Here is a 12,066-nt window from a genome sequence, read left to right as displayed (position 1 = left end):
AAAATATCCCCGCCGGAGGCATAAGACTCCAATTTCTCCGCGAGAAAACGCGCGCCCGCAGGCCCTATCCGATGTCCGGGGTTCCGAGGCCGCATCCATGAGTATTCTCGTTTTCGGCAAAACCGGCCAGGTGGCGCGGGAACTGGCGCGCCATGAGGGCGTGACCTGTCTGGATCGGCAGGCCGCTGATCTGGCGGAACCGGGCACCTGCGCGGCGGCGATCCGGGCGGCGCGGCCGCAGGCGGTGATCAATGCCGCCGCTTATACCGCGGTTGACCGCGCCGAGGAGGATGAGGCGCTGGCCACCGTGATCAATGGCACAGCCCCGGGTGAGATGGCGCGGGAATGTGCCGTTCTGGGCATTCCGTTTGTCTCTATTTCAACGGATTACGTGTTTTCCGGGGTGGGCGAGACCCCGTGGTCGCCGGAAGATGCAACCGGACCGCTGGGGGCCTATGGGCGCTCGAAACTGGCGGGCGAGCAGGCGATCACGGCGGCGGGCGGGGCCGCGGCGATCCTGCGCACCTCTTGGGTGGTTTCGGCCCATGGCACCAACTTCGTGAAAACCATGTTGCGGCTGGGAGCGGAACGCGACCAACTGACCATCGTGGCGGACCAGGTCGGCGGCCCGACGCCCGCGCGCGCGATCGCGGCTACCTGTCTGGACATGGCGCAGCAACTGGCCGCTGATCCGGGCAAGGCGGGGATCTATCACTTCGCAGGCACCCCGGATGTCAGCTGGGCCGGTTTCGCGCGCGAGATCTTTGCCCAGGCGGGGCTCAATTGCGCGGTCGAGGACATTCCCAGCAGCGCCTATCCGACCCCGGCGCGCCGACCGCTCAATTCCCGCCTCGATTGTTCCTCACTCCAGACCGTTTTCGGCATTAGCCGTCCAGGTTGGAAAACCGGTTTACGCGATATTCTGAACGATTTGGGAGGAAGAGGGTGAGCACACGCAAGGGGATCATTCTGGCGGGCGGCAGCGGCACGCGGCTCTATCCGATCACCATGGCGGTCAGCAAGCAGCTCCTGCCGCTTTATGACAAGCCGATGATCTATTATCCGCTCAGCGTGCTGATGCTGGCGGGTATCCGCGAGATCTGCGTGATCACCACACCACAGGATCAGGACCAGTTCAAACGCACACTGGGCGATGGCAGCCAATGGGGGGTGAACCTCACTTATGTTGTGCAGCCCAGCCCCGACGGGCTGGCGCAGGCCTTTATCTTGGCCGAAGAATTCCTGGCAGGGGCCCCCAGCGCGCTGGTGCTGGGGGACAATATTTTCTTTGGCCACGGCTTGCCGAAACTGCTGGCAGCAGCGGATGCGCAAGCCAGTGGCGGCACGGTCTTTGGCTATCACGTGGCCGACCCTGAACGCTATGGCGTGGTGGGTTTCGACAGCAATGGCCAGGCCAGGGAAATCATCGAAAAGCCTGAGACACCGCCCTCGAACTATGCGGTCACCGGGCTGTATTTTCTGGACGGCACCGCGCCGGAACGCGCGCGCGGTGTCACACCCTCGCCGCGCAGCGAGCTGGAGATCACCGATCTGCTGCAGATGTATCTCGAAGAGGGCCAGCTCAGGGTCGAAACCATGGGGCGCGGCTATGCCTGGCTTGATACCGGCACCCATGCCAGCCTGCTGGATGCGGGCAATTTCGTGCGCACGCTGGAGGAACGCCAGGGCCTGCAGACCGGCTGCCCCGAAGAGATCGCCTATGAGGCGGGCTGGATCAGCACCGACGCCTTGCGCGCCCGGGCGCAGATGTTTTCCAAGAACGCCTATGGCACCTATCTGGAGGGGCTTTTGCAATGAAGATTCTGTTCGTGCATCAGAACATGCCGGGCCAGTATCGCGAGTTGATCCAGTGGCTGGCCGCACAAGGCGGGCATGAGCTGGTCTTTCTGACCCAGCGCAACCCCGCACCACAGCTCGCGGGAGTGAAAACCGTTGTCTACAAACCCCATCACCGCCCCGCCAAGGATGCCTATGGGCTGTCCAAGGTCTGGGAGGAAGCGGCTGGCGCAGGCTTTGGTGCGGCGATGGCGGCACGGCAGCTGGAGCGCGCACATGGCTTCAAACCCGATCTGGTGCTGGGCCATACCGGCTGGGGTGAGCTGACATTTTTCAAGCAGATCTGGCCGGATGTGCCGATCCTGGGCTTCTTTGAGTATTTCTACAACATGGAAGGCGGGCTGGTGGGTTTCGACCCTGACGACCCGGTTTCGGAACATGCGCCGTTCATCAACCACGCCCGCAACATGGTCCCCTTCGCCAATATCCAGAGCGTGGATCTGGGCCATGTGCCCACCGAATGGCAAAAGAACACCTTCCCGACCAGTTTCCATTCGAAATTCTATACCTGCCATGACGGCATCCGCACCGATCTGCTGGGTCCCGATCCAAAGGCCAGCCTGAGCCTGGGCCGCCTCGACCGGCCACTGACCCGCGAGGATGAGGTCTTTACCTACATGGCACGCAACCTGGAACGCGCGCGCGGCTTTCACATCTTCATGCGGGCGCTGCCAAAAATCCTTACCGAGCGCCCCAATGCCCGGGTGCTGGTGATCGGCGGCGACGAGGTGTCTTACGGGCGCAAGAGCACCCATAAACACGGGTTCCGCGGCGAGATGGAGGAGGAGGTCGGTCACATGCTCGACTGGGACCGGGTGCATTTCCTGGGCCGGGTGCCCTACACGGAATATTGCCGGATCGTGCAGCTCAGCCGCTGCCATATAGCGCTGACCATGCCGTTTGTGATGTCCTGGTCGCTGCTGGAAACCATGGCGATGCAGGCCACGGTGGTGAGCTCGGATGTGGCGTCGGTGCGCGAGGCGATCACCCATGGCGAGACCGGGCTCCTAGTGGATTTCTTCGACCCCGGAGCGCTGGCAACCCAAGTGATCGACGTGCTGGCCAATCCGGGCGATTACGCCCATATCGGTCCCGCCGCACGCGCGCATGTGGTGGGCACATATGATTTCATGACCCGCTGCCTGCCCGAACATATCAGGCAGATGAACAGCCTGGTGCCGAATGACCGCTGGATCGCGCTTCCCGGCTAGGGTGCGGATGGCGCGAGAAAGATCGATCTGAGTAAAGGAGCGTCATGTCCCTTCCCAAAACCCTGGTGCTTGGCGCAACGGGCCGGATCGGCCGGGTCCTGCAACAGTGCTGGCAGGCCGACACCGGATCGGTGCTGTGGCAGACTCGCCGGGCCTCTGTCCCGAACCCGGCGCTGAACTGGGCCCGATTTGATCCGCTGCAGGACCCGGCCACCCTGAGCGAGGCCATGCAGGGGCGGGCAGCCCTGCTCTGCCTGGCGGGGGTGATCCCGGGCCGAGGCACGGATCTGCACCAGAACGCCACTCTGGCCGAGGCCGCCATCCGCGCGGCGGAAAGGGTCGGCGCACGGGTTCTGCTGACCTCCTCGGCGGCGGTTTATGGGGACCGGGCGGGGCGATTGCCCGAAAACCTGCCGCCACAGCCGGTGAATGACTATGGCCGTGCCAAGGCCGAGATGGAGGCGGGCGGCGGCGCGCTGGCGCGCAAGCTGGGGGTGGAGTTCTGCGTGCTCAGGATCGGCAACATCGCCGGGTTGGACGCCATTCTGGGCGGCTGGCAACCCGGTTTCGAACTGGATGTGTTTGATGGCGGGCGCAGTCCGCGCCGCTCTTATATCGGGGTGCAGAGCCTGGCCCGCGTGCTGGCGGGCGTGCTGGCCGCCCCGCGCCTGCCCGAAATACTGAACATCGCCGCACCAGAGGTGGTCGAGATGGGCGCGCTGCTCGACGCCGCCGGGCGACGCTGGACCCCGCGACCGGCGCCGGACAGCGCCATTGCCGAGGTCCGGCTGGACACAAGCGCCCTGCAACAGATCGCCCCGGTCCCGGCAGAGCATGCTGACCCTGTACAGATGGTGGCACAATGGCGTTTGTTAGAGCCGTATGTGACCGAGGAGACTACGACCCAAGAGACGGGGCGCGCATGACCTGGAGCAAGCGCTTTTTCGATCTGTTTTTTGCGGCCCTTCTGGTGGCGATCCTGGGGCCCTTGCTGCTGGGGCTGCTGCTCTGGCTGCTGATCCGGCAGGGTCGGCCGCTGTTTTATGTGGCCGAACGGATGAAAACGCCCACGCAGGGGTTCAACCTGTGGAAGCTGCGCACCATGACGGTGGTGGATCGCGATGCCGGTGTTTCGGGCGGCGACAAGGCTGCCCGCATCACCCCCGCCGGGGCCTTTCTGCGCCGCACCCGGCTCGACGAGTTTCCGCAGCTGTGGAACATCCTGCGCGGCGATCTGAGCTTTGTCGGCCCGCGCCCGCCGCTGCGGCAATATGTCGAACGTCATCCGACCCTTTACGCGCAGGTGCTGAAATCGCGCCCCGGCGTCACCGGGCTGGCCTCGATCACCTATCATCGGCACGAAGCGGAACTGCTTACGCGCTGCGCGACACCCGAGGAAACCGACGCGGTCTATGACCGGGTCTGCGTGCCGGCCAAGGCGCGGCTGGATCTGATCTACCAGCGCCATCGGAGCCTCTGCTACGATTTTGCACTGGTCTTCGAGACGATCGGCAATCTGTTTACCCGACGCCGCTGACAGAGGGCCACCAAGACAGCTTCAGCGCAGCAGCACGCAACTGGCGAATTATCTCCGTGATCGGCGGCAAACCGCGTCTGGTAGGCATTTTGTCTCTCGCAATGGGAAGAAATATGTTGTTTTTGACAAAATCAGGTTTTCCCATTGCGCTTATGCTGCAGAGCGGAAAAGATTATGGTCGAAGGGACGGCTGCCTGGTGGCCATCCTGGATTATAGTGACGAATTGAGGTTTACATGCGTAAGAAGGTAACAAAGGCAATATTTCCCGTTGCCGGTCTGGGAACACGATTTCTGCCTGCGACGAAATCGGTCCCCAAAGAGATCATGACGCTGGTCGACCGTCCGTTGGTACAATACGCCATTGACGAGGCGCGCGCGGCCGGGATCAAGGAATTCATCTTCGTCACCTCGCGCGGCAAGTCGGCGCTGGAGGATTATTTCGACCACAACCCGATCCTCGAACAGGAACTGCGCAAGAAGGGCAAGGACGACCTGCTCGAGACGCTCAAGTCGACCAATATGGAAAGCGGCGCCATCGCCTATATCCGGCAGCACCGGGCACTGGGTCTGGGCCATGCGGTCTGGTGCGCGCGGCGGTTGATCGGCAACGAGCCCTTTGCGGTGATGCTGCCCGATGACGTGATCGCGGCAGAAAAGCCCTGCCTGCAACAGATGGTCGAGGCCTATGAAGAGACCGGTGGCAACATGGTCGCCGCGATGGAGGTGCCGCCCGAGAAGGCCAGTTCTTATGGTGTTCTGGACGTGGCCGAGGATATGGGCGCGGTGGTCAATGCCCGAGGTATGGTGGAAAAGCCCGTCCCCGGCTCCGAGCCGTCGAACCTGGCGGTGATCGGGCGCTATATTCTCGAACCCTCGGTGCTGCGCAACCTCAACAAGATGAAGCAGGGCGCGGGTGGTGAGATTCAACTGACCGACGCGATCGCCGAGGATATCAATGCCGGCAAGCCGGTCTATGGCTACCGGTTCCGCGGCCAGCGTTTCGATTGTGGCTCAAAATCGGGCTTCCTGCAGGCCACCGTCGCCTTCGCACTGGCCCGCGACGAGCTGCGCGGCGATCTCAGCCGCTATCTCACCGAAACAATTCACGCCAGCCAGGCCGCTGAATAATAAGATAAATACAGGCCCGCACATTTTCCGTGAGCGGTTTTTTGCTACGCTCACGGCTTAACATAATTTAATTTGGGGGCTGGCGGTGCTTGCGATATCGTGCGAAGGCTGGCGAGTAGAAATCAAAAGACCAACAGCAACCATGCGTTGTAGATCACACCAACAGTCGATAGCATTTTCATGGGGGCCGGAGCGGTCTCGGGAAGGCTGACGTGCTGGATTTCGTCAATTCCCTGACCCGCAAACAGAAAGCCAGGATTTTCTTGGCCATCGATCTGCTGCTGATCCCGGTAGCGCTGCTGCTGACCTTCGCCGTGCTCCCCCTGCCCGGCACACCGCTCGACACACTGGCCCGGTTCCTGCCGGTACTGCCCTATATGATCGCGGGCGCGGCAGTGCTGTCGCTCGGGCTGGGGCTGCCCAATATCAAGCTCAAGGCCTATGAGCAGAACGCCGTCGGACTGACCGCGCTACATGCGGTGGCGATGGTTTGCCTCAGCGCCCTGCTGACCCGGGTGGCGGCGATACATGTGCCAATGGGCACCCATGTCATTTTTGGCCTGATCTATTTCCTGATCATGGTGGCAACCCGCGCCATCCTGTTTCAGGTGGTCAGCGCGATCTATCGGCATGGCGAACATAGCTGCCGCGTACTGATCTATGGCGCCGGCACCACCGGAACCCAGCTGGTCCAGGCGCTGCGGGCCCATGAAAGCATCACCCCGGTCGCCTTCATCGACGACAAGGCCTCGCTGCAGGGCGTGTTGCTGGCAGGGCTGCCGGTGTTTTCGCCAGCCCGGATCGCTGAGCTTGTGGAGCGGCGCAACATTCACCGCGTGCTGCTGGCGATGCCCTCGCTGAGCCAGCCGAAACAGGCCCAGATCGCCCGGCAGCTGCAGAAGATGGGGCTTGAGGTGCAGGCCCTGCCCTCTTTCGCACAGCTGATCGGCGAAGAGGAACTGGTCGACAAGCTGACCCCGATCGCCCCGCAGGCTTTTCTGGGGCGCGCGGCGCGGGACATGACGCTGGCCGAGGCCTGCAACAGCTATGCCGGACGCTCGGTGCTGGTGTCAGGGGCCGGCGGCTCGATCGGCTCTGAACTCTGCCGCCAGTTGCTGTCCTGCCGCCCGACGCGGCTGGTGCTCTATGAGCTGAGTGAACTGGCGCTCTATAACGTGCATCAGGAACTGACCCAACTCTGCGAGGATAGCGAGATCGAGATCGTGCCGGTTCTGGGCTCGGTGACCGACCCGCGCCAGGTCAGCCGGGTGCTGGCCGATCACGGGGTGCAGGTGGTGCTGCATGCGGCGGCCTATAAACATGTGCCTCTGGTCGAGGCCAACCCGCTGCCGGGGCTGGCCAACAACGTATTGGGCACCCGGACGTTGGCCCAAGAAGCGGCGCAGGCGGGGATCGAACGCTTCATCCTGATCTCGTCCGACAAGGCGGTGCGCCCGACCAATGTGATGGGCGCCTCGAAACGGCTGGCCGAACTGGTGGTGCAGGATCTGGCCACACGGCACGGGCAGACCGTCTTTACCATGGTGCGGTTCGGCAATGTGCTGGGCTCCAGCGGCTCGGTCGTGCCGCTGTTTCAGGAACAGGTCAGCCGCGGCGGGCCGGTTACCGTGACCGACCGCAACGTGAAACGCTATTTCATGACCATCGCCGAGGCCGTGCAACTGGTGCTGCAGGCCGGGGCCGATGCAAGGGGCGGCGAGGTCTTCGTGCTCGACATGGGCAAGCCGGTGCCGATCATGCAACTGGCCCGGCAGGTGATCGAAAGCGCCGGATACACGGTGCGCGACACCACGACCCCCGATGGTGATATCGAGATCGAGGTGATCGGGCTGCGCCCCGGCGAAAAGATCGAAGAGGAACTGACGCTCTCGGGCGACCTGACCGGAACCCGAAACCCCAAGATCTTCTGCGCCCGCGAAGAGACCCTGTCGGAAATCGAGATCGCCAGCGTGCTGCGTGGGCTGCGTGAGGCCCTGTCCAGCGGCGACGAGGCCGGCGCGCGCGCCCTGATCCGGCATTGGGTCGAGGGCTATCAGGCCACCGAACCTGCAGCCAAAACCTCCTGATCTGCGGCGAATCCCGCACCACAATGGCGCGCTTATGCGTCAATTGTGCGGAAATCCGCGACAATCGCGGCGGCAAAAGGGACAGGCGGCAAACCTCCGCCCGAATTGGCCGCCATATGAGGTGGCCTTGCACGTATGCGCCCTCTATATGCTGATCCCGCAAAAACAACCGTCCGGCATGGCGCAATCTGATGGTGACGACATGGGTTCCGACCGCTACCCTTCGGAGACGATTCACAAAGTTTATTTGTCATAACGAAACATGATATTTTTGGCTGGACGGTCGGTGCGCCGACGGCATTGGGGAATGGAGAAAACGGATGCGGAATTCTGATCGCGCGGCAGGGCAGGCCGAACTGCGTGATGTGCGGCGCGAAAATCGCGGGTTGCTCTGGACCGCAGGGATTTTCAGCGTTTTCGTGAACCTGCTGATGCTGACCGGTCCGCTGTTCATGCTGCAGATCTATGACCGGGTTCTGGGCAGCCGGTCCGAGGAAACATTGGTGGCGCTCTTTGCGCTGATGGCCTTCCTGTTCCTCGCGATGGGGTTGCTGGACTGGTCGCGCGGACGGCTACTGGCGCGGATGGGCGCGCGGTTCCAGGCCGGGCTCGACCGGCGGGTGTTCAGTGCCATGCTGACGAAAGCATCTCTGAACCGGGATGAAAAGCAATCCGAGAACCAGCTCAAGGATCTCGAGTCGGTGCAGCGCTTTTATGCCTCGCCGACCTTTGCCGCGCTTTTTGACATTCCCTGGACGCCGGTGTTTCTGGCCGGGATCACGCTGTTCCACCCACTGCTGGGCGCGCTTGCCATTGGCGGCGGCACCCTGCTGATCCTGATCACGGTGTTGAACCAGTTGACCACCAAGGGCGCCGTGCTGCAATCGACTGCGGCCAGCTACACCTCGGACCGGATGGCCGAGCACCTGCATGGCGAGGCCGAGCATATCCGCAGTCTGGGCATGCAGCGCAGCGCCTTCGAGCGCTGGCACAAGGCCCGCGGCCGGGCGCTGGAACAGGGGTTGCATGCCAGCGACATGGGCGGCACCTTCTCGGTCACGACCAAGACCTTCCGGCTGTTCCTGCAATCGGCGATGCTGGCGCTTGGTGCCTATCTGGTGCTGCAGGGGCAGATGACCCCGGGCGCGATGATTGCCGGCTCGATCCTGCTGGGCCGCGCCCTTGCCCCGGTCGATCTGGTGGTGGGGCAGTGGACCATGGTGCAGCGCGCCAAGCGCGGTTGGGAAAACCTGACCGAATTGCTGTCCGACATCCCCCCCGATGTGGCCCGCGTCGAACTACCCAAACCCAAGGCCAAGCTTTCAGTGCAGCAATTGACAGTGGTGCCGCCAAATGCCCGACAGGCCTCGTTGCGGCTGGTGAATTTCGACGTCGCCCCCGGCCAGGCCATCGGTGTGATCGGCCCCAGTGGCTCGGGCAAATCGACATTGGCGCGCGCATTGACCGGGGTCTGGGCCCCGGCGGGCGGCAAGATTCGCCTCGATGGCGCTTCGCTGGAGCAATATGACCCCGAAAGGCTGGCCCAATATATCGGCTACCTGCCCCAGCGCGTGCAGCTGTTTGACGGCACCATTGCCGAAAACATCGCCCGCCTGAGCACCAATCCGGATGACGCAAAAATCGTGGCCGCCGCCAAGAAGGCCGCCGCCCATGAAATGATCCTGAAACTGCCTGACGGCTATGACACCCAGGTCAGCACCACCGGCGGGCAGCTGAGCGGCGGCCAGATCCAGCGCATCGGCCTGGCGCGCGCCATGTATGGCGACCCGGCGATCCTGGTGCTGGACGAGCCGAACTCCAATCTCGATAATGAGGGCTCTAATGCGCTCAACACGGCGATCCGGCAGATGAAAGAGGCCAACCATGCGGTGCTGATCATGGCGCACCGCCCCGCCGCCATTCAGGAATGCGACATGCTGCTGATGCTGGAAGATGGTGTGCGCAAGGCCTGGGGCCCGCGCGAACGGGTTCTGGCCGAGGTGGTCAAGAACCACGCCCAGATCCAGCAAGCCGCCAACAAACCGACTGGTGTGACATGAGTACCAAGAAATCCAAGCTTTTCCCCTCGACCGGCCCCATGATGGTGGGGGTGCTGACCCTGGCCATCCTGATCGGCGGCTTCGGCGCCTGGGGGGTCCTGGCTAATATCTCGGGCGCAGTGGTCGCCTCGGGCCGGGTTGTCGTCGACAAGAACCGGCAGGTCGTCCAGCATCCCGATGGCGGCGTGGTCGAAGCGGTGCTGGTCGAAGAGGGCGATATGGTCGCCGAGGATGACATCCTGGTCAAGCTCGACCCCACGCTGTTGAAATCGGAACTGACCATCGTGGAAGGCCAGCTGTTCGAATTGATGGCCCGGCGCGGACGGCTCGAAGCCGAGCGCGACAGCGCCGATGAGGTCCGCTTTGACCGGATGCTGCTGGAAAATGTCGAACGCCGCCCCGAAATCGCATCGGTGGCCGCCGGGCAGGTGCGCCTGTTCGAGGCCCGCCGCGAGGCCCAGGCCAAGGAAATCGAACAGCTGCGCGCCCAGCGGACCCAGCTGAACAACCAGATTGAGGGCGTCGACGCCCAGATGGATGCGCTCACGCGCCAGCAGGAGCTGATCGAAAGCGAATTGGAAAGCCAGCAGGTGCTGCTGGACAAGGGGCTGGCGCAGGCCTCGCGGGTGATGGCGCTGCAGCGCGAAGAGGCGCAGCTGGCTGGCACGGTCGGCAACCTCGTGGCGCAGCGGGCCCAGACCCTGGAGCGGATCGCAGAGCTGGAGATCGAAGAGCTGCAGCTCTATTCGGCCCGCCGCGAGCAGGCCATCACCCGCCTGCGTGACCTGCAGTTCAACGAGTTGGAACTGGCCGAACAACGCCGCTCCCTTATCGAGCGCCTCAGCCGTCTGGACATACGAGCGCCGATCTCGGGCGTGGTCTATGATCTGCAGGTCTTTGGCCGCAGATCGGTGATCCGGCCCGCCGACCCGACATTGTTTCTGGTCTCGCAGGACCGGCCGCTGATCATCGAGGCGCGGATCGATCCGATCCATGTGGATCAGGTCTATCCGGGACAGGAAGTGGTGATGCGCGTGGCCGCCTTCGATCAGCGCAACTCGCCGGATCTGTTCGGATCGGTGACCCTGGTCTCACCCGACTCCTTTGTCGATGACCAGACCGGGGCCTCCTGGTATCGTGTGGAACTGGAACTGCCCGAAGAGGAACTGGGTAAGCTGGGTGAGGATCAGATCCTGATCCCCGGCATGCCCGTCGACGCCTTCATCCGGACCCAGGACCGCACGCCGCTGGCCTATCTGGCAAACCCGTTGACAAGCTATTTCAGCAAGGCCTTCCGGGACGGGTGATATTACGCGTCAAACAAAGGGGCATGGGGCGTGCCTGAGAACGCCTCTTTCAATTCGGCGTAATTCTCGATCACCTCGGGCTTGGGGCGTTTGTTCTGTTTCGACATGCTGGAATGCACTGGGGCCGCCGGGACGTCGAGAAACCGGAACAGGCGCTGCATCTCGCCCCCGGTGTCCGAAACAAGCTCTTCATAGGTCATCTGCAGGACGCGCTGCGCCGGGAAACTCGCGGCAATCCTGTCCTCCCACCCTTCCAGCCAGGCAAACCGGTCGCGCACCCAATCCACCGGCAGGTGCACGGTTCTGTCCCCATAAGACCCGCCGACCCATTCCCCCGTCTCATAGGCCAGGCGGGTGGAGATCAGCACCGCCAGCTTGTCCCGACGGCTCAGGTGGACAATGCGGATATCGTCCCGCGACAGCAGATGGTCGAGCAGGCCACCGGTCCCCGGAATGCCGAATTTCTCGCCGTAATCATCCTCAAGATGTCTATAGAGCAGCTTGGCCCCGGTGAGGGTCTCGGTCGTCATCCGGCTTAACCGGCGGTCAAGATATGCTGCGGGGCCGGTCTTGTTGATGCGTTGGCGCACAGCCATGCTTTGCAACTGGAATTCGCCGATGATCTCGCCGTGCTGAATGTTTTTCGGGATGCTCTTTATAAAGGACACAAGAAGGTTGGATCCCGATCGCCCGGCAGACAGGACCACGTATTTCTTCAACTCTGGTAAAAAGGCATCACAGACCCGCCCTGCGGATGCGTGAAGACAGTCCTTGATCAATGCAGCGCGCGCCGGGGTCATATCAACTCACTAAACAATTCATGATCTGACCAAGGATATACGGCAACCAAACGCAATCGGAAACGTATGAAACGGGTT

General features: G+C 62.8%; 10 protein-coding genes. 9 read left to right on the top strand and 1 reads right to left on the bottom strand.

Features of this window, described 5'->3' with window-relative positions; all coding sequences use genetic code 11:
* Positions 1–97 precede the first annotated feature (97 nt).
* The 9 genes from rfbD to AB1E34_RS19785 all read left to right on the top strand — a co-directional run bounded on the left by rfbD (position 98) and on the right by AB1E34_RS19785 (position 11,188).
* Positions 98–949 carry a dTDP-4-dehydrorhamnose reductase gene (gene rfbD / locus AB1E34_RS19825; protein ID WP_372574050.1) on the top strand — a complete coding sequence of 284 codons (852 nt, stop codon included), beginning with the start codon at positions 98–100 and terminating at the stop codon, positions 947–949.
* On the top strand, positions 946–1,818 hold the full coding sequence (gene rfbA, locus AB1E34_RS19820) for a glucose-1-phosphate thymidylyltransferase RfbA (protein ID WP_372574049.1): 873 nt from the start codon (positions 946–948) through the stop codon (positions 1,816–1,818). Before rfbD ends, rfbA begins: the two co-directional genes overlap by 4 nt.
* Entirely contained in the window at positions 1,815–3,068 is a 1,254-nt protein-coding gene (locus tag AB1E34_RS19815) for a glycosyltransferase family 4 protein (protein WP_372574048.1), read from the top strand. The genes rfbA and AB1E34_RS19815 overlap by 4 nt, the downstream gene beginning before the upstream one ends.
* A 44-nt stretch (positions 3,069–3,112) precedes the next feature.
* Positions 3,113–3,994 carry an NAD-dependent epimerase/dehydratase family protein gene (locus AB1E34_RS19810; protein ID WP_372574047.1) on the top strand — a complete coding sequence of 294 codons (882 nt, stop codon included), beginning with the start codon at positions 3,113–3,115 and terminating at the stop codon, positions 3,992–3,994.
* Positions 3,991–4,605, top strand: a complete 615-nt coding sequence (locus AB1E34_RS19805) for a sugar transferase (RefSeq protein WP_372574046.1) — start codon at positions 3,991–3,993, stop codon at positions 4,603–4,605. Before AB1E34_RS19810 ends, AB1E34_RS19805 begins: the two co-directional genes overlap by 4 nt.
* A 235-nt stretch (positions 4,606–4,840) precedes the next feature.
* A complete protein-coding gene (galU, locus tag AB1E34_RS19800; RefSeq protein WP_372574045.1) occupies positions 4,841–5,734 on the top strand; it encodes a UTP--glucose-1-phosphate uridylyltransferase GalU in 894 nt (297 codons plus the stop codon).
* Positions 5,735–5,946: 212 nt separating this feature from the next.
* On the top strand, positions 5,947–7,821 hold the full coding sequence (locus tag AB1E34_RS19795; RefSeq protein ID WP_372574044.1) for a polysaccharide biosynthesis protein: 1,875 nt from the start codon (positions 5,947–5,949) through the stop codon (positions 7,819–7,821).
* 320 nt (positions 7,822–8,141) lie between these two features.
* Positions 8,142–9,881 carry a type I secretion system permease/ATPase gene (locus tag AB1E34_RS19790; RefSeq protein WP_372574043.1) on the top strand — a complete coding sequence of 580 codons (1,740 nt, stop codon included), beginning with the start codon at positions 8,142–8,144 and terminating at the stop codon, positions 9,879–9,881.
* Positions 9,878–11,188: an HlyD family type I secretion periplasmic adaptor subunit gene (locus AB1E34_RS19785; protein ID WP_372574042.1), complete on the top strand. Its 1,311-nt coding sequence runs from the start codon at positions 9,878–9,880 to the stop codon at positions 11,186–11,188. The genes AB1E34_RS19790 and AB1E34_RS19785 overlap by 4 nt, the downstream gene beginning before the upstream one ends.
* Positions 11,189–11,190: 2 nt before the next feature.
* Here the strand turns inward: AB1E34_RS19785 and AB1E34_RS19780 are convergent, their stop codons facing one another.
* Positions 11,191–11,988, bottom strand: coding sequence for a sulfotransferase (locus AB1E34_RS19780; RefSeq protein WP_372574041.1), 798 nt, complete (start codon positions 11,986–11,988; stop codon positions 11,191–11,193).
* Positions 11,989–12,066 lie beyond the last annotated feature (78 nt).

It is taken from the genome of Ruegeria jejuensis (genome assembly GCF_041537905.1).
GTDB lineage: Bacteria > Pseudomonadota > Alphaproteobacteria > Rhodobacterales > Rhodobacteraceae > Ruegeria_C.
This window is presented reverse-complemented; position numbering and strand designations above follow the sequence as displayed.